Below are 18,646 nucleotides of genomic sequence, written 5' to 3'. Positions count from 1 at the left end.
GTGCATTTGCACATCTTCCCTGAGGATTAGGCCTTCGTAAAGGCCCTTTTAGGGGACAATTTTCATTGTACACCTTATACCAAAAGGGATAGCCCCAAGTGGCCAGGCCTTCGTAAAGGCCCTCTCAAAAAAGGAGCACGAAGCTCCAATCGTTATCATTTAGCTTATATGAAAGCTAAATAAGTTTCTTTCATTGACTGTTATTTTAAATATCTTGGAGGGTTCTCCAAAAATCGTCTCTCCATCTTTTTCAATCGATAATACCAAATAAAAGTACATATTGTGGTTGGGTGAGTTGAGTCCCATTGGTTGAATCCTGGCATTCCTTTCTGTTCCTGAAAAATAACGATCAGGTTTAATATCTATCATCATTGGATTGCTCGTTACATTAAATTCATTTTGACGCTTGTAGTACTCAAGTGTGATGGCCGCTTCTTTCCTAAAACCTGCATTTGCAGGATCATCGATTCTTTTCTTGGGCTTGTATCTGAATAAATGTAAAATGGGATTTTGTTGCAACCATTTGTCGCTATCACCCTGAAAATTAACTTCCATCAAATGTACCTGACCGGATATATTTACTTCGTTTGGAGGTGTTCTGCTGCTGATAGCATTATCTGAGGGGTATTGCACCAGGGAGTCGTAGCGTCTTCTTTGCATTCCCCATTTAAGGTTAATGAATGGTAATGGTTCCGAATTCGTTTCGGTCGGGGGTGTTGGAGGGGGAGTTTCCGGAAGGTCTTCGGCATTTACGACCATAAAATTCAAAGGATTGCACGAAGACCTACACATATTCGGCACAAAGAAATCAGCGATAACCGTACCTTCGGGAAACTGGTTTATCAATGCTGCCAATTCTTGGTCCGAAACATCTTTGTCATCCGCTCTATCGATGATTTCAAAAATATCGTTCAGCCCGGCCGCTTTCACCGATTCATTGCTCTTTCTTAAATCCATAATAGGATTGGTGGCGTTCATATTGACCCGGTTGGCCGTAAAACCCCGAGGCGGTTCTCCACGGGCCGCTTCGGCGGCTGTAAAATTAGTGGAGGTGCGGGATCGGGTCGTAGGTGACAAGACAATTAGCTGTGTTTTGGAAGCGTTCGCGGGTACTTCTTGGGTGCTATACCCAACGAATGAAACTACAAGTATCGGGTTTTGCCCCGTCGTGGTCATAGTAAAATTGCCATCAAAATCAGTTTGTGTGCCATTGGAAGTTCCTTTTTCAACAACACTAACCCCAGGAAGGGGAGCTCCCGTCACCGATCGTACGGTTCCGGTAACTCGTCTGGTGAGCCCTCTTATTTCCGGTTTGTCGTTGTATACCAGTATAAGTGTGCCTCCTACGGTAACACCTGCTTTGTGTTGCACTCCAGGGTTTTTGAAAGCGTAAAGCGCAAAGGTTTGATTCGCTATAAAAAGCACATAGTTGATAAGGAAATTCCGGTAGAGCACTTTGAACACCTCCCCTTTGCATATCCGTATAACAGCATCTAAAGACCCTTCCAAAGAGGCCGGTAAATCGATTCCTGCCAAATCGAAAGCCAAGGTTGTAAATGCCGCGAGTTGAGCAGCATCGTCCAGGCGTTCATTTAGCACATTGGGTTTCAAGAGAAGTAAACCATCCGGTAAAGCTTCATGGATTTTTTCCATATAATACATCAAGGCATATGGAATGAGGCCAGCCGCCGCTTTGTTGACCGACCCATCCGGATTTTTAAACCCGTTCATACTTACTAAAGCCTCATAACTTATATAAGGTGTATTTCTTTGTGCTGGGTATTGTGCATCGAATATCTCTCCGTACGTATTCGTTTTGGTACGATATGAGGGAAAACCGATACGAATGAGCTCCGATTCCGGAATGTTGGTTGTTCCCATGATACCACCGTCAGTACCAAGTACCGGAAAATTGTAGAAAAAGGCCATTACCTTGGTAATGGTACAACGCAATTCTGCTGCATGAGCGTCATATTGCGACTCAATGTCCGCAAAATAGCAACGTACTTCACCTACTATCTCTTTATTGCCCGAAATGATATCGATCAAGCTGTTGGCACTGGTAAGCAAACTTTGAATAAGCGCAAAGATATCGCCGTTCAAGGCTACTACATCGATAGGCAAGCGCTTTTCATATCTAATTTGTTTAACCTGGGCCAGCGCATTTTTCCAATTCATACCCACGTGACCCTCCACCCTTAAAAAATTATAAGGTTCCAAGTCATAGTTCAGAGGATTGTTCACGTAGGGGGAAGAATTATACTGGGCAGCATCGAACGATAAATTGGTATCCCCTTTTTTGAGTTTTGTTTTCTTAAAATTCCAGTTGTTGTATAATTCATCCGGTGCATTTACAATATCATAGTAAAATGGAATCGCCTTTTCGGAAAGTGGTATATTACCATAGCTACTAGGGGTAATTCTTATGTTTGCTGGCTGATTGGAACCTATAAAAGTGTTTCTAGGGATATTCAATTTTCGAACGAGTAAGGCTATCTTTTTCAAAAGAAACCGTATACGACCTTCAGAACACCCGCCACATGAAAAGGCTGGCGAGGGAATCCAGTGATGCCTAAATTCATCTGGTGACGGAACGGCATTACCAAGAATCAAGTGCCTAGGAAAGAGTTCCTCATTGGGACAACATATGGAAAGGCACTCATTGCACAATGTACGTAGTTCTTCGTAAGCCAAAATTAAATCCGAGAAAAAATCATAGTAATACTGTACGTGCAACAGTTGCTCGCCGTTAATGTTGCCATTGAACAAAAAGGCAAAGGAATTTCTAAAATCTGAAAAGGGATTGTTCGGAAACTCATCCTCAATATAGTACCCAAAAGAGGCATACGCAGCTCCTAAAACTGTTTCAATATTAGAAATAAAATCACGGTTAAGCACCTCTAAAAAATTTCTGAGAATCGCCGGGGAACTCAATAGTAATGTAGCCGGCACATTGTATTTAGGCATTTTTAATGCTGGCCATTCGATACATGCAGGCTCATTCAGGAAGGGAAGATCGTTATCTCCGAAAATAAGGTCGCCAATATCTTCTTGGGCCACCAAAAGAGGTCTGTGGGTAACTTCAATAGTGCAGCCTTTGTCATCGCAAGAATCTGGATCGCAGTTTTTATTGTCAACCTTCAATAATTCAACAAAAATGACCACCACCTTGTCTTCCAAAAAGTCGGCATTAAGTGGTTTTTGCACCTCCGCAGCAAAGTCGTTATGCAATAGATGCAAGGGAAATTTTTGGGTCTGGGTACTTTCATCGATAAAGGGCGGATACATGATTTCTACCTCCGCGGAAAACTCATCGTTGTACAGTGTATACGTAGTTTCTGGAAAAGGAACTAGATACCCCATTGAAGTCACACCTACTCCATGTGATATGGTCAGGGAGGTACGCGTATCATTTACACTCACCCGCATGCCGCACATCACCCCAATACCAATAAGTGTGGTTCTTGTAAGTCGCTGCCGCTCCTCCAAATAGCCAAACATTTGATTCAGACTTTTTTCGGTCAGCACTTGATCTGCTACAAATTTTGGGTACCGATCATGTTCAATAGATTGTGCCATAATATTGTCTTTTAAATGATAGTGTTGTTCAACCGAACCCTGTTTTCATCATCCCCGTCTTCACAGTCATGCAAGGTGGCTTGGGGGTATACACTTTTTAAGTTTTCAAAAATTGCTATTAACGTTACTAGTTTGTTCTGCAAATCGATTTCGTTTGGTTCTTCTTTTGCCAATTCACCTAACCAATCACAGTAGGCCGTCTCAAACTCCAAGAGTTGTTCTTCCGAAACCCAGCAAATTTTTACACCTAGGTGGGCGGGTGTCTCCAAGCGAATTGTCTTTTCGGCGAATCTTCTAAAAGCGATACCGCCGTTGGCCACACCCTGCTCCCCATTCAGGACTACTGTAATCCTAAAGGAATAGGGATCTTCCTCCCCACACAAATTGCAATCTTTCGGAATACAGACAGGAAGAAATGGATCGCCCACATTTCTGGGTCGGAGTAAAATATGTTCTACAACAAAAACCTTTTCGCTCAGAATTATTCGGTCTATAAAATCTTCAATTTCATCATGTGCATTATCGGCATCGGCTTGTAAGGCATAGGTATACGGGGAAACGGCAATCAGTTCACCGTCGTTGTTTTCTAGCTGCACCTCAAATTCAACTCCAGCGGCAACCACGGTTAGATGTGTTTTTAAGGCAAGTTGTTCCAGAGCCAGTTTTACGGCATTCTTTAGCTGATTTCTCAAATCGTATTCTTGATCTACATCGGTTAATTCTATTCCGCTTAATAGAAGCTCGTCTAAATCATTGGTTAGGTGCCAATTGCCCTCCCATTTTCCGTCGGTGTTCTTTTGCAGGTCGTAGTAGACGAAAGAATTCGCACCATTCAAGCCCAACAGCACTTTGATTCTTTCGGCCAATCCCGGACTATTGTCCGGATGACATACATGACTTTCGTCTTTGTAATTAAAAGCTTTGGCCCTATTGGCAGAGATAACGGGAAATTTTTCCAAAAAGTTGATCTTGTCAAAAATGAGCTCCTCTTCAGCTTTGTCTTCGGTACCATATGCTTGGTAGAGCATTAAGGCATAATCGCTAAACGATTCGGCAAAACGAGCTAACAAATGATCTAAAAAACCGTTTCTGCGATCGCGAAATTGGTTACGGTCTTCTAATAAACCATGAAAGGCTGCATCATCGATATCTACATAAAAGTCTGACACTCCCTTTATTTCTTCCTCCGTAAAAAGACCGGCAAAATAACTTTTGGATATGGTAGGGTCAATAGATAGGATATCCTTAAACTGTTCCAGTTGCTTTAGAAAAACGGACAGCAAATGTTCAAATATGAGGAGGTATGCTTTCAGTTGTTTTGTTTGGGCCTTTTGTTGCACTGTTGATGGCTCCTTTAATCCATGAGGTCCCACACCATAGGTTTCCGGTAAATGGTAGTGCATGGGATAATGGCCATTTTGATCAATATAAGTTCCTTCAGGTACCGCTAGGTCATTTTCTGTTTGAACTACTTTGCTCTGCTGTCGAACACCCCGCCATAATTGTAGGGTATCGTGCAGTTCGTCTTGAAAGGGAAGAAAAGGGAGATCGTCTTTAAAAACCAATACTTTTGAAGCATGGATATAGAGCCTTGGTTGATGACCTAAAGGGATTTTCAATTCCCAAGGTTGCGATTCCACCAAATTACCAGCCTCGTCATACCGGGTAATCGCAATATTTTTGACGGCTTCGATCCCCTCGATATCCATCAAAATATTGATGATATCCGAAGTATATAGGGTAGTTCTTAGGTTCGAATCGTTCAATTCCTCATCTAAAACAAATCCATGGGTCAACTTTGGACCTTGGAAAATTTCCTCGGTGTATTTCCCATCTGTGAGTAATTCGCTCAACGTGTAAAACTTCACCACAGGATTCAGGTATTCGATAATCTGATAATACGCCTCCCCAAGCACTGCTTCAATATCGGCATCTGCGGTCATCTCGATATCCGCACATAATCCTACATCTACAATCGGTACTGTGGTGATGGTGCAATAATCCTCTGCCAAGTTTCGGTATGCATTCAATATCGCTTTTGCATTTTGAACGGCTTCATCTGCCTTTTTTAGTTGGTAGAGGTACTGACTAAAGGGTCCGGTTGCGCCCACATCGTCAAATACGGCCCTAATATCACTTTTCTGGATAAACTCTCGGCCATCGTCCGATTTAAACCAAATTTTTACGGGCAACTCGGTTAAAACGATGTCTTCTTCTAGCGTTGCATCAGAATTACTTACTTTATAGGTAACATCTACCCGTAGCGGATTTCGAAGTGCCTTATAGAAAACCGCATCGGCTACATCTAAATTGTAACCCGTCAATTCAATGGTTAGGGAGGCAATATCATCCTCCTTTATGATGGTCGTCAAGGCCGCGTTAAGCTGTGCCTTGTGCCATGGGCTAAACCTGATTTCCGCAACGGCCCTGTACTGGTTTGCAACAAATGAAAAGGTATGGAATATCTTTCCTCCGTTAAGGTCCCCGTATTGAGAGTCTACTTCCAACTCTAAGAGCGCATCCCAAAACCCTTTTATGTGAATTGGGTGTTCTGTTTCTTCATAGGTCAACACGCCGTCCTTACAATCTCCATAAAAATCTGGATGACAGGGGCAGGGAGTGCATTGCATCCAAGCGTTCGCAATACCCACTTGATCAACGACCACTTTGCGCCAGTCGTTATTGGTGAACGGATTGACCGTAAGTATTTCACGGGCGGTATAGAAACACTGATGATCCCATTTCACCTCCTGATCGGTACGGTACGCTAATAAATCCTCTATTGAAAAACCCAATTTAAACCCTACCTCCGTCTGCGCAAAACAAAGCAGCTCGAGCAAAGTAATACCCGGGTCGTGAATATTATAATCGGTCCAGTAGGTACTACCTAGTTTTTCGATTAGTTCAATCCCGCTTTTGCGAAGCGCCTGATAATCTTGGCTCTCCCTGAAATTGGGGTTCTTTAATATGGTAATATGCTCATTCATCGGTACAGTCTACTTCTAGAATGGTTTCAGGTGCTTTTAGCTGCACCGTTAGGTCATGTTTTATTGCGGGTACGGACACCAATATGGAGCGACCCGTAGATGCGATGACTTCATCTACTTTGACGACTTCTCCGTTAGACTTTATATGTATCAATTCAAAATCGGTTAGAAAATCGACGTAGGGAAGTTCTTCTATAAAGTCGATTAGCACTGATTGGTGCACCCTGCCTCCAAAATTGAGGTCGGTGTCAGCGGTAAACGCCCACGGACTTAAAAAATTCAAGATATCTTTCTGTATTACTTCTTTGTAATAATTCGTATCAGGAAATGCGTCGCGAAGGGTAATCAGGCATTTCACCTTTACTTCTTCAAAATCAGGTTGGGCTGTATGAATTTGTACTTGGCATGAGCTTCGTTCGGCCAAAAAATTTTCGATGTCTTTTAACGTACTTTTTTTGGTATAGGGTTTTAAGGGGTCAATGTCATTTCGATTTGCAAGGTTGGGTATAGTGATTACCGAAACATGCCCAGGAGCCACTTCGTTGTATACCAAATTGCCCTCGCTAAGGGATCCTCCTATTTTTGTGTGGTTCAAGCATTTTGCCTTGTAAATTTCTGGAAAGGCCTGCAATACCAAGCGCTCATAATCCCAAATGGTAATCGCCCTGTCTTTATGGCGCAAACGCTCTGAGGCTCTTATGTAAAAAGCCTCGTCCGGTTCTCTAGGCTTTCCGTTAAAACTGGTATAGGGCTGTTCGACTTTTTTGACTTTTGCATCGGGTATCAAAAGTTTTTTAATTTCGCCAGCCGAGGTAGTCATGGTATCGTATTCTGTTTGGTCAGGGATGATACGCTCTACCCGAATCGCATTGGGGTAGATTCCTATAACCTTTGCTACCGCATTTGGTGCTTCAGTGACGTAGCAACGAATCCAGATAAGGTTGCTCTCAAAGGCAGTATGTTCCAAAGCCGCATCTTTGGGAATTATGAAATTTATAAGTCCCGACTCGATTAGACCACTGGTGTTATCGCCCACATTGTCATCGGGCAGATCTTCCCAAATAGTATGGGCCTTTAAGTATTGCCATTTTAAATGGGGCTCCGGTTTTTCCAATAGAGGGTCTTCGCTCCCTTCCTGTAGTTGAAATAGCATCGACTGCGTATCTCCGGGCAACAAATTTTCCAAGCCAATGAACAAACTGCCTTGGGCTTTGAAACTTCCCTCGGTTTTAACTATCAATTTGCTAACTAACCGTGGTGTGGCATGTTGTAGTACGCGGTGTTGTTCGCTATCCCCAAACGGACCGATATGAAAAAACTCCAAGGGCCTTTGGGCAAAAATAGTTTTATCAGGGTCAGTTAGATCAAGGCTAGAACTCGCCTCATAACCAATGGAGAAAGAGGCCAAAGTAGGTTTATAGGGGTATCTAGGTGCATTCGTTGCCGTTTCATTCTTAGAAAAATTTATGAGGGCGTTGTAATAATCCCTATGGCCAAAATCATTAATAAGGCTCACTTTTATAAAGCCATTACTAGAGTTCGCGCCATAGGTTTGCCATGGTTTTTCTTTTGACAGAAATACTTCTTTTTCAGTGGCTTGAGACAAATCAATTTTGAATGCCACCTCTTCGGACACTTGTGAAGTTACCGGTGAGATAAACACGTTCTCCTCATTTGATAGCAACTCCCATTTATTTTTGCTTAGCTTATGTATTTTTACATTAGGAATACTTTCAGGCACATTAACACTATTAAAGGAATTGTAAGGTACCGTCGAATAGTTGTCAAAATCTATAGACCCAAGAGCAACACTGCCAGTACTACTTAAGGGATAATCCTTCCACTTGAAATTCAATTGTATTTTGGCTCCTTCTTTATAGAAAATTTCATCACTTCCGATTATAAATGAATTACCGATAGTAGGTTCAGGTCCCCAAGGATGAAAGGGCTTGGAAGGGTTCAACGGGCTTGCATCGTTATGTAATTCCAGACTTTTGATTCCATTCTCATTATATACATTGTTGATTTCACCTGCACCTACCTTCAAATCAACATTGTAGACAAGCGCCCCACTCAAGGTATCATAAAGGAATGACGAAGTATCTTTATGTTCCAATATGATTTTCAACACAGGTTCGGTGGCGGTAAGACTGCCCATGTGCACCTCTGGGTTATAGGCAACAATAGGATCCTCGTCCCCAGGAATTGTGAAGGTAAAGCGCATCGTGTTCAATGCGCCGTTAGCAGTTTGGGTAGTTGAAGTATCTAAAGCCAGCCATTCTTTTTCTACGGTGATATACGCTTTGTAGTCGGTTTCTCCCAAAGTTATCGCCTTGCTCAGGGTCAACGTCATCACGATCTCCCGAAGACCCTCCTTTAATCTTAGGTAGTGCGAGGCAATGGCAAAGCCAACTTCGGCCTTGGGCATGTTAATGCTTGCCAATTCACCGTTGGCATAGGTTTTAATATGGAAAGGGTGCCAAGAAATCACATCATCAGAGAATTCGACTCCCATACCATCGGCACTATTGATTATGGGTGCAGCAAACAGCCTTCTATTATTCATTTCGGAGGCTATGTCATCATCTACTCCGCCATAATACAACCCTAAAAGATGCTTTATTTTTGCCTTGTTCAGCACAGTTTCTCGAATACTCTCATAGGTAATGGTATCACCGTTCTCATCTTTAGGCCCCATAAAGACCGTATTATCCTTAAGAACGTACGAGGCGGTTACCTTATTCAATTCCATTGCCAAAAAGGCACTATCGGGTTGCTGTGCCAAGGGTTTAAGCTGCAGTACCTGTTTGTAATAAAAATCCAAATGCCTACCGGTAAGCTCGTTCAAATGTGCCTTAGTTCCTTTCAGCAACTGCAACCAACTAAGATACAGCGCGTAATTGGGTTCATGGTGGGGCCAATCCGTTAGGTATTTGTCGATATATTTTTTGGATAGTTGTGTCACAAAAGTTGACGATGCGACCAATTGATCTAGAATACTGGTAAAAAAGTTGTGTTGCGCCACATACTTAATTCGGTCACCAATACTTATCATACCTCCAAAAATGGTGTCATCTTCGGGTATGCTACTGAAATAGGTACCGAAATCCGGGGCATTGGGATACCAAAATGCCGCTAAACCATTCAAATTGCTGGCTACCAGTTCTTGATGTGCGGTAACGGGTTGCAGAAAAATATGGAGGTCAAGGCCATTACTATCAACTACGAGTTTTGGAAGTGGAACTTCTAGCAGTGCTGTTTTGTAGTAACTGAAAGTTCTATTGGTCAAGGGAACCAACTTGGCTCGTATATGGTTCAAAAGAAGGGTATGATACTCCTTGTCGGTCACAGTGGCTTTGACCAATGCATCGATGATAGAGAAATAGGATAAAATAATATCGAAGAGATAACTGAATTTTTCTTCCAAAAGAGTATCCTCTGTTTCAATGTAAAACAATAATTCTCGAATGGATTGCGCTAAAATTTCGGGAGGATAGCTTGCCACCATCGCCAATTTTGAGCTCACATTAGAAGCAAAGAACGGTTTCATGGTACCGACCTGCGTATTCTTTAAAGAAGTATAGGAAATATGGTCGGAGAGCAGACTGGCCCAAACCATCCAATCTTCGGTAGATTTATCCAGAATTTCAACTGAAGTCGGACTCAATTTATCCAACGCCCGCTGCCCTTGACTGGTGCCATTTCTAACCAATGGATTTCTATTTTCGGAACAATCGCTCATTCTAAACTGCTAATGGGTGGTTGGTGGTCAGAATATTGATTTCTGTGGCTTCCGTACTATAGAAAGGGAACACAAAATTGAACCTACTATTTGTTGCGCTTACTATATATTCTAAAGAGATCAACAAGACGCCCTCATTCTGTCTTGAATCGTCAAAGGTAATTTTCTTGGCTTCGATGCGCGGTTCAAAATAAAGTATTGCGGTCCGTATGCGTTCCTTAATGAGGGTTTTTGTTCCGGTATCCAATGATTCAAATATTAAGGGTTCCATATGACATCCATACTTGGGTTGCATTACCCTTTCTCCGGGACGGGTGGTCAGAAGAATCTCCAGACTCTTTTGTATATCGTCGTATAGCTTTGTGGTTTCCACTTTCCCGGTTTCCCTGTTGAACGTTGGAGGAAAACTCCATCCTATCCCAATAAAATCTCTTGCCGTATCCATATTTGTTTCTTTATCCTATTAAAACCGTTGGAGCCCCTGCGACAATAGTTCCTCCATGTGCTGTTGAATCCCCCATTCGAGCAGCTGGTTTACCTTCTATCATCACTGTCGACGAGCCTGCAATAATGGTATCAGGAGGCCCTATACAGGTACACATATCACCTACCCTTGCTGCCGGCATACCGGCAATCAAAACCGTACTTCCCATAGAAATCGGGCCTCCTACATGAGGAACGACGCCCGTTACCATCGGACAAACATGAAAATCTCCTACTCTAGCTGCTGGTGCTCCCATTTCATTCAGTTTAATTGTAAAATACTTCCCTTCACCGTGGTTGCGCCCCCTGAGGACAGCTCCGCTCCGGCGCTACCCTCGAATTTCGCCATGGCACCGCCACTGATTTCAGCATTGGCCCCCGATTCCATTTTAAGATGTACGGATGCATTCATCTTGATATCCTTTATACTTTCTATCTCAATTCCGTCACTGTTCATCACCAATTTGTTGCCATTGCTATCTTCCATAGAAATACTTCCTTCATCATCGCTCATACTAAATTTGTGCCCCCCCGGTGTTTCGAGTAAAATCGATTTTTTGTCGTCATTGAATACCAGTTTTAATGCTTCCCTCGATTGATATCCCTTCTCATGATTATCGTTTGTCGCTGTAAAAGGTGCCGTATTTTTACTGCTATGCACCTTGCCAAGAATTACCCCAAAACGGGGATCGGCATTTAGAAATCCAACGATGACCTCATCATCGATCTCCGGGCGTAAAACCCATCCTCGATTTTCTCCGGCATCCAAACTACACAGGCGCATCCAAGCACCCTCATCACTCTCATGTACCATAGGCAATCTTACTTGAATGCGCTCTTCGCCGTCGGGGTCTTCAAGGTTTGTGACCACTCCTATTTGTAAACCTCGAACAGCGGGTAATAATCCGCCAGCCAAAGGCTGTTCTAACTTGAATTTTTCGGAAAAACGCTCGGTAGACTCCCCAAACTGGATAAAAGTTTCCCAGTTCCCTTTTTCGATATGGTGACGTACCCCGGTCACCATTACCTTTCCTTCAAAGCGTTCGCCAACGTTCTGAAGCTCGATCAACTGACCAGGCAGGGGGGAATGAATACCGTCTATTTTAAGTTTCCCCCTAATTTTGGAAAGGCGTTGTTTTTGTAATATACCGTTGGCCCAAGTTTGTAGTTCTGTTTCTTGCAAGGCGGAATGCCTTAGCTCCAATTCGCTATTCGCCGTGGCCGTGGCTAAGTCGGTCGCCTCTATGTTTCCAATTGCCGGCACACCAGGATCTTGTGCTTCAGTATTAATGGTTTCTTGATCGGCGGGGTTCCAGCTTACAGATTTAAGTGCTTCAAATTGGTTTCTTGCATCTATTTCGGCATCAAGCTCTTTGATTGTCGCACCATAGGCGAGGGTCAGTATAGGTTGTTGAGCGAAGTCCGGTGCCTTAAATCCAATTTTTGTGCCTTCAAAAGTGGTGATCCAATACCCGTTTTCCTCGGCACGGCAAGCGATGAAATCCCAATCCGTACAATTGAATTGCACCAGTTCTTTGTGTGTAAATCGCGCGGTATCGCTCTCCAAATTAAGACCGTGGTCTCGGCATAATTGGTCTGCTACCTCGTCATCTTTCATATCATGGAAATAGTTGTTCTTGAGTTTTGTGGTCATTTTGATGGCCTCGTGCCTACATTCGACCACTAATACTGAGACGTTCTTTCGTACTTTGATACTATGTTTTATGGTTATTCCCTTAAATATGGTTTCTTCATCGTTTTGGTACCCTGCCTGAATTTCAATTTGCTTTCCCGGGATGAGTTCTTCAGTATTACTGGTGGTAAAGCCCTGTTCTGCTGCCGAACCGTCTTGCAATAAGATGGTCGCCTTCGTAATGCTATTGATTTCCTTTTGCACCACGATGCTCATGACCTTGAACTGATCTGACATTTTATTCCCGTCCAACAATATGGTAAAGGTGGAGACCGATTTTGGTGCCGTACTAGGTATAGTGTGTACTTCGCTCATGCTACAGGGGTGTTTTTTTCAATAGGTGGAAAAAATAGTTCTGTTCCGGGCTCCAGTTTTCTAAAACTGGATAGTTTGTTTACTTGGGCTACCTGTAAGTAGTAACCGGAGTTTCCATAAATTTTATAGCACAACATAGGCAATGTATCTCCGGATTGGATCAAGCGATAGTGGGTCATGTCGGGGGATTCCCTTCGCTCCTCGGCGGTTCTTAGGTTATCTTCCACACTACCGGTAAACGTTACTTTACAGAGTGCACGGATAGGTTTTCCGTCGGGATTGAACAGTTTTATATTGATATTCAATCCTGTACAGCGCCCTTTGAACAAAAGACTTCCCCAAAGTATCTGAAAGTGTTTGGGTTCGTGAATGTCACCTTCATATTTTAATAGTAGATCTCGGAGTTCGGTAATATCATCTTCTATGGATTCCCTCGGGTTATCATCAATAATTCCGGTACTGTCTATAAGCCATTCGCATGCAAATTCTCCTGGTTTTACGACTGAAAAGCGCTGTTGAGAACTGCTGGTTCCCTGTCCTTGCCCATCTTGGTATTCTACCTTGTAATCCAGCGAGTAACTCTCCGGATTTAACATGGCGGTATAGGTTACCTGATCTGCGGGTGGGTCGGAATAATCTGCATTTTTAAATGCAATGATTCGTAACTTTTCAATTTTACCGAGAGCCATTATCGTTCGCTTTTATTATTTAGTATTTGTAGCAGTTGCTCCAGAACATCTTTGGCTACTTTTTCGGAATCGCCCTTTTTACCTGCATCCTGCTCAGAAACCGGGGTACTGCTTCCTTCGCCGCCTTCGGATTTAGGTTGATTTACGGTAACGTTCACTTTTAGATTATTGATTTTTAGGCTCATATTATCCTTTTTGTACGGTAAAATAGTTGTACGCTATTTCAAGAGTTTCGACCATAATTGAATTTTCGGTGGCATTCAGATCGCTCACGCTCCATTTTCGCGGCCATGCTTTGAATACCTGCCAGGTAAGTAATGGTTCATGTTCGCTGTTCAACAGGCTGATATTCATATTGGCTGGTTTGAATTCACGGTCGTACAAAGCACTTTTGATCCATTTGATAACGTCAGAATCTAGAAGAAGCCCCCTTTTCAATGATAGGTCGGAGAATTTGCTTCGGCCAGGAATTTTATGTTCAAAAAGGTTTTGCCCCCCTTCCTTGATATTCTCTACCTCTAGCTCCATGTTGAGTCCGCCCACACTTTGGAAGCGCACATCATTGTCGTTACCGACATTGATGAACTCTACTCTAAAGTGAAAGCCAACGGGCGGGTAGTACCCTCCAGCAGTATGAAAATCGTCTTTAGCCACAATTGGTACTTAAGCGGTTAGCCCTTATTCAATAATCTTTAGTCCTTCATGGGCTAGTTCTAGGGTTTCCACTGCCACTTCATTACCATCTGATTTGAAATCACTAGCCTGAACTTTTATAGGAAAAGCTTTTTTAATGCCCCAGGTCATGACAGGCTCATGCTCTTCGTTCAAGAGACTTATTGTGATATCGCGACGCTCAACTTTGGTAAGACTTATGGTCTTCATCCATGAATAGAATTCGATATCGCCAGTGAACGTACCCCGCTTTAAAGTGATATTGCTAAACTTTTGCATGCCCGGCATTTTAATTTTATGGTATTCGGGACTACTCCCTTCACGATATTCGATCGGCTCTACCTGAAAATCAAGACCGGTAACCTCTGTGAATCCTATTTTGCTTCCGCCCCATTCTACCCTAAAATGAAATTTTGTTAATGGATATGTTTCCATGATACTTCTTTTTGTTATGAATTAATATGTGACTATTTACATTCAAGCTATTATGATTCAGCAAGTTTATGGGAGAACTGCAGGATAATGAACTCAGCAGGTCGAACAACGGCCATTCCTATTTCCACGATCATCCTACCTTCTAGAATATCAACTGCCGACATTGTTTTTCCCAAACCGACGGCCACATAAAAGGCATGTTCAGGCTTGGCACCTTGTAAAGCACCCTGTCTCCACTGAATGGTCAAAAAGTTCTCGATCATGGTCTGTACCTTGATCCAGGTATTGGCATCGTTCGGCTCAAAAACAAAAGGCTCCGTCGCTTTTTTACAACTTTCCTCAACCATATTAAAGAAGCGTCGAACACTGATGTAACGCCATTCGTTATCATTTCCGGCCAAGGTTCTAGCACCCCACACTAAGGTGCCTTTTCCAATGAAGGTGCGTATCGCGTTAATCGATTTACCGGCAACCGCATCCACATTAATATTGGCCTGTTCTTCATGACTTATAACAACGGAAGGTTGGCTTACCGAATTTAAGCTCACATTGGCAGGTGCTTTCCATACCCCACGAGAACCATCTACTTTAGCATACACTCCAGCGATAGCACCACTGGGCGGAACGGTATTAATACTTTTTGTAATGTGCTTGACAATATTGCTGACTACCGGATGTTTTTCATACAGTGCATCTTGTGCCGCCTTTTTATACCCTGTTGCTGCTCCGGAAATGGCATCGGCATAGGCAATGAGTTTTTCAAATTCCTTCAAAACATCATTTGCCACCTGTCTGGCCATAGTCGGATGCTCATTCGCATCGTTCGGGTCTCCATAATCTTTAGTACCAGCCGCTATTCCCGATAATGCGGAATCCACCCAAATTGTGCTTGGTGCCGCACCGGATCCATCTTGGTATAGGGGATAAATATCAGTTACCCCTGTAAGGCCGTTCAAGGGGAAGACGTCCGCATTTTTTTCAATAGCTACGATGCCCCTTATGGCTCCGCGCCACATGCTACTCGACAAGGCATAAGTATTGATATCAGGTGCTATTTTTGTTCCTACCACATTGGGGTCGGTGTACAGGTCTTGAAAACTCATTATTGCATTCCTGCAAAATTCAAATAACCCTTGAATGGCCGGAAGTACAGTAGCCGAGTCAGCGGCATTGTCAACACTAGTCTTATACCCAAGAAACTTCTCCTTGATCGTTGCGGGCATATCGGCAACTGCCACCGAATCATCAAAAATGCCGTCTGAGGTATTGGCACGCTTGATAGAAGTAATAGTGGCTTCTACAAGATCAGCTTCACTTTGGGCTTCATTATAGCTATTGATTAAATCCAGATGTTCGCTGTCAGAAGACAATTGATCTAGCGTAATATCCCCGGAAGAATCATCAATATTATCAGCAAATGATTCAAGGTTTATCTCTCTTGGATACGTGGTTATGACATAAGGTGTATATGCCCCACCGTATTTGAGATTGTTGATACCAATGTTGTTCCTAAAATTTGTGATGGCAATATCTAAATCATTGCCGGAAATGTTCTCTTTTAAATCAAACAAACCCACCCTATCCTGTAACTTGGCGCATTGTTCGAGCGCCATTTGCTGTAAGCTATAGAAGTTGGCATCGTCGCTTCCACTGGTAACCACATTGACCGCATCGGGAAAAAGGATAATTGTTGGTTCATCATACTTCTCAAGGGCTTTCACACCGGCCCTCAATCCTGTAGGGGGAGTAGCGTTTTCATCACCATATGCAGGTGCGGTTCCGTAAAGGCCAACGGAAACTATGTAACAATCCCCGCCCCCATTGTCAAAAAACAATCGAAGACTATCATAAATAAGGTAACGCTCAGTATTGGCAATACTGACACTCTCAACAGCATAGTTGTTAGTTTCGTCCAAAACCACGGATATAGTATCTATCGGGTGGTCGCCCCCGTATAAATCCCTAAATTCCAATAAGGAAGAGATACGAGTGGGTTTCAAAAGAAGGGATTCCCCTCGTTTCTCCGCTTTTTCAGTATATCCTACGAAGGCAGGAATTGCGGTTTCTACTTGGGCAACGGAGGGAGGTAGTTTCGGAATCTCCTCAACATATACTCCCGGTGTTTTAAAAACTTTGGCCATAATATCTGATTTTACTTGTTCTTATAAATTCAAAAATGTTTCACTTACTATGTATTTGTTCGCATCGGTAGTTACCGACAGGTCGCTGTATCCAGGTATTCTTGTGTGCTGCAAATCATCCGAACCAGAAAGGGAGACCGTAATCGTGTCGATGGGTTTTTCGTTCATCCGAACGGGGAATCTGCTCTGAAATTCAGTTCCCGCTACCGGAAGCTTTATAAATTCTATGGTTCCATCATCGTCGGAAATGTCGGTTACCGTATTGGTTTTGCACACATACTTTAAAAGGTACTGTGCCGGAGCAAATCGAATTTTATAATTTCGGGTTTCAATTTCAATATGGTCAGGGGCAACGGTATAAAAGGACCCATCTTCTTGTAAAAAACGATACTTGGCTTCCGTTGCCATCGCATCATTATGAATGTTGATCAACCCCAGGTAAGGCTGGTAATCGTTTGTCAACCTGAAATAGAGAAATTCTTCCTGCGTGTTTAGGGTTACCCGGTAAATACCTTCGGAGAAGGGTATGTTCCCCTCATCATAAAATTTCAAGGGCACATTTGTTATAAGTTCATTCTGAGGGTTTTCGGCTGGGCCGATAATCGTATTCTTTACTTCTTTGTCAAATAATTGTGTTGACGGATCATACTGAAAGTATTTAATGTCAACTCCGGTCGAAGGTACTTGCAACGGCATCGTTTTTTCAGCTCCGGTAAATACCAAACTCGTTGCCTCGGTAACATAGCTTACTTTTTCAAGAGTTCTAAACTGAGCCCCATTGTTTAAATTACCGGTACCGGCATCGACCTTAACCAGGCACTCATACGCCGTATCGGAGCCACTTCTTACCAAATCATTGTACCTGTATTCATTGGCCGCATTGAACTGGGGCAGTTTTTCATGGAGGTACAATTCATTCTCAATTTCTTTGTCGCTACCGTCCAGAATAGAATTGGTATTGCTAAAAAATAATTTGGTATTGTAAGGATCGGTGGTCTTGTAGTTGGTTACCCTTGTAAAATCATATCCAATCACTTCAAGGAAAAATTGCAGCTTAAAATCATTGGCAAGTTGTAACTGAGGTGTAGTAGCATCCAAATGCCTTACCAGCACATAGAGCTTATTTTGAAAAAACTTGGCTATGAGTCCTGCGCCATTCATAATGCGTTCGGTAGCTCGGGTCGGTACAATACGGAGCAGTCCGGGTTTAGTCACGGTAAAATAATCGTGTTCGATCTCTATTGTAAATACCGGACTATATTTCATTATGTAACCAATTTTAACTTGTTTGTAAAGGGCCTGCTAGGCTGCTTTTTTTCATCTCGATTTCAGTGATCAAACCACCCTCTGTTTGGTTAGCTTTATCTGCAATGACTACCATTCTCATTTTATACAATACAGAAGGCATATATTTTCCACCTAGGGTGCTCCATAGGTGGTTTACCTGTTCAAAATTCATCGTATAGAGCTCTAGATGTAATTTCTCTATGTTAGGATCAAGTGAGGGAAATTTGGCCTGCGTAAAGAAGTTGTTGCTTTGAAAGCATTGTACCACATTGGAAATTCTGCTGAGCGAGGTATCGTAGACACTTAGGTTCACAGAAAACAATACATATAGATTTAGTAGTATTTTAGGATTAGACCTTATCACGGTATCTACCTGCCGGTACATACCGTCAGGGTTTTTCGAAATGCGGTCTTCTTCTATATTTACTAAGGTAATGATGACACCGGTACTTTCTTCGCCTTCACCTCCCTCTCCGCCGTCCATGATTTTGGCTATATTTCCGAGCACGGCATATTTTTGAGTGGAGGCACCCAGCAGGCCCTGAAAATATAAATTGGTCTGTTCTTCGATAAATGACAAAGCTTTACCGATCATATGAGAATGATTTATTTAAAAAAAGGGG

At 42.7% G+C, this 18,646-nt stretch carries 13 protein-coding genes; all 13 read right to left on the bottom strand.

From position 1 onward, the window contains the following. Window positions 1-159: 159 nt before the first annotated feature. Genes F2B13_RS20635 through F2B13_RS10045 form a run of 13 tightly spaced genes read right to left on the bottom strand, consistent with a single transcriptional unit; the run spans window position 160 to window position 18,618 of the window. Entirely contained in the window at window positions 160-3,579 is a 3,420-nt protein-coding gene (locus F2B13_RS20635) for a carboxypeptidase-like regulatory domain-containing protein (RefSeq protein WP_232625218.1), read from the bottom strand. A gap of 11 nt (window positions 3,580-3,590) precedes the next feature. After that, on the bottom strand, window positions 3,591-6,566 hold the full coding sequence (locus F2B13_RS10100; RefSeq protein ID WP_149304094.1) for a hypothetical protein: 2,976 nt from the start codon (window positions 6,564-6,566) through the stop codon (window positions 3,591-3,593). Continuing rightward, window positions 6,559-10,308, bottom strand: coding sequence for a baseplate J/gp47 family protein (locus F2B13_RS20425; protein ID WP_198440103.1), 3,750 nt, complete (start codon window positions 10,306-10,308; stop codon window positions 6,559-6,561). The genes F2B13_RS10100 and F2B13_RS20425 overlap by 8 nt, the downstream gene beginning before the upstream one ends. 1 nt (window position 10,309) lies before the next feature. Next, on the bottom strand, window positions 10,310-10,753 hold the full coding sequence (locus tag F2B13_RS10090; RefSeq protein WP_149274957.1) for a GPW/gp25 family protein: 444 nt from the start codon (window positions 10,751-10,753) through the stop codon (window positions 10,310-10,312). Window positions 10,754-10,763: 10 nt separating this feature from the next. Beyond that, window positions 10,764-11,048, bottom strand: a complete 285-nt coding sequence (locus tag F2B13_RS10085; RefSeq protein ID WP_149304093.1) for a PAAR domain-containing protein — start codon at window positions 11,046-11,048, stop codon at window positions 10,764-10,766. A gap of 5 nt (window positions 11,049-11,053) precedes the next feature. Further along, on the bottom strand, window positions 11,054-12,799 hold the full coding sequence (gene vgrG / locus F2B13_RS10080) for a type VI secretion system tip protein VgrG (protein WP_149304092.1): 1,746 nt from the start codon (window positions 12,797-12,799) through the stop codon (window positions 11,054-11,056). Then, complete coding sequence (locus F2B13_RS10075) at window positions 12,796-13,488, bottom strand: CIS tube protein (protein ID WP_149274954.1); 693 nt, start codon at window positions 13,486-13,488, stop codon at window positions 12,796-12,798. The genes vgrG and F2B13_RS10075 overlap by 4 nt, the downstream gene beginning before the upstream one ends. Further along, the gene (locus tag F2B13_RS10070) at window positions 13,488-13,673 is read right to left on the bottom strand and encodes a DUF5908 family protein (RefSeq protein ID WP_149274953.1); all 186 of its coding nucleotides are present in this window, start codon (window positions 13,671-13,673) and stop codon (window positions 13,488-13,490) included. Before F2B13_RS10070 ends, F2B13_RS10075 begins: the two co-directional genes overlap by 1 nt. A 1-nt stretch (window position 13,674) precedes the next feature. Next, window positions 13,675-14,142 carry a phage tail protein gene (locus F2B13_RS10065; RefSeq protein ID WP_149274952.1) on the bottom strand — a complete coding sequence of 156 codons (468 nt, stop codon included), beginning with the start codon at window positions 14,140-14,142 and terminating at the stop codon, window positions 13,675-13,677. 24 nt (window positions 14,143-14,166) lie between these two features. After that, window positions 14,167-14,595, bottom strand: a complete 429-nt coding sequence (locus F2B13_RS10060) for a phage tail protein (RefSeq protein WP_149274951.1) — start codon at window positions 14,593-14,595, stop codon at window positions 14,167-14,169. 50 nt (window positions 14,596-14,645) lie between these two features. Then, window positions 14,646-16,736: a phage tail sheath family protein gene (locus F2B13_RS10055; protein WP_149304091.1), complete on the bottom strand. Its 2,091-nt coding sequence runs from the start codon at window positions 16,734-16,736 to the stop codon at window positions 14,646-14,648. Window positions 16,737-16,757: 21 nt separating this feature from the next. Continuing rightward, complete coding sequence (locus F2B13_RS10050) at window positions 16,758-18,002, bottom strand: hypothetical protein (RefSeq protein ID WP_149274949.1); 1,245 nt, start codon at window positions 18,000-18,002, stop codon at window positions 16,758-16,760. A 13-nt stretch (window positions 18,003-18,015) separates the two neighbouring features. After that, window positions 18,016-18,618, bottom strand: a complete 603-nt coding sequence (locus F2B13_RS10045; protein WP_149274948.1) for a DUF4255 domain-containing protein — start codon at window positions 18,616-18,618, stop codon at window positions 18,016-18,018. Between the last annotated feature and the right edge of the window lie 28 nt (window positions 18,619-18,646).

Source organism: Pareuzebyella sediminis, assembly GCF_008367235.1.
GTDB lineage: Bacteria > Bacteroidota > Bacteroidia > Flavobacteriales > Flavobacteriaceae > Pareuzebyella > Pareuzebyella sediminis.
The sequence above is the reverse complement of the archived record's forward strand: the minus strand, read 5'-3'. Positions and strand labels throughout refer to the sequence as shown.

Excerpts from the sequence above, each read along its gene's own strand:
- F2B13_RS20425 (WP_198440103.1), bottom strand. The coding sequence starts at position 10,308 with ATGAGCGATTGTTCCGAAAATAGAAATCCATTGGTTAGAAATGGCACC.
- F2B13_RS10060 (WP_149274951.1), bottom strand. The coding sequence starts at position 14,595 with ATGGAAACATATCCATTAACAAAATTTCATTTTAGGGTAGAATGGGGC.
- F2B13_RS10055 (WP_149304091.1), bottom strand. The coding sequence starts at position 16,736 with ATGGCCAAAGTTTTTAAAACACCGGGAGTATATGTTGAGGAGATTCCG.
- F2B13_RS20635 (WP_232625218.1), bottom strand. The coding sequence starts at position 3,579 with ATGGCACAATCTATTGAACATGATCGGTACCCAAAATTTGTAGCAGAT.
- F2B13_RS10100 (WP_149304094.1), bottom strand. The coding sequence starts at position 6,566 with ATGAATGAGCATATTACCATATTAAAGAACCCCAATTTCAGGGAGAGC.
- F2B13_RS10085 (WP_149304093.1), bottom strand. The coding sequence starts at position 11,048 with ATGGGAGCACCAGCAGCTAGAGTAGGAGATTTTCATGTTTGTCCGATG.
- F2B13_RS10045 (WP_149274948.1), bottom strand. The coding sequence starts at position 18,618 with ATGATCGGTAAAGCTTTGTCATTTATCGAAGAACAGACCAATTTATAT.
- F2B13_RS10070 (WP_149274953.1), bottom strand. The coding sequence starts at position 13,673 with ATGAGCCTAAAAATCAATAATCTAAAAGTGAACGTTACCGTAAATCAA.
- F2B13_RS10050 (WP_149274949.1), bottom strand. The coding sequence starts at position 18,002 with ATGAAATATAGTCCGGTATTTACAATAGAGATCGAACACGATTATTTT.
- F2B13_RS10075 (WP_149274954.1), bottom strand. The coding sequence starts at position 13,488 with ATGGCTCTCGGTAAAATTGAAAAGTTACGAATCATTGCATTTAAAAAT.
- vgrG (WP_149304092.1), bottom strand. The coding sequence starts at position 12,799 with ATGAGCGAAGTACACACTATACCTAGTACGGCACCAAAATCGGTCTCC.
- F2B13_RS10090 (WP_149274957.1), bottom strand. The coding sequence starts at position 10,753 with ATGGATACGGCAAGAGATTTTATTGGGATAGGATGGAGTTTTCCTCCA.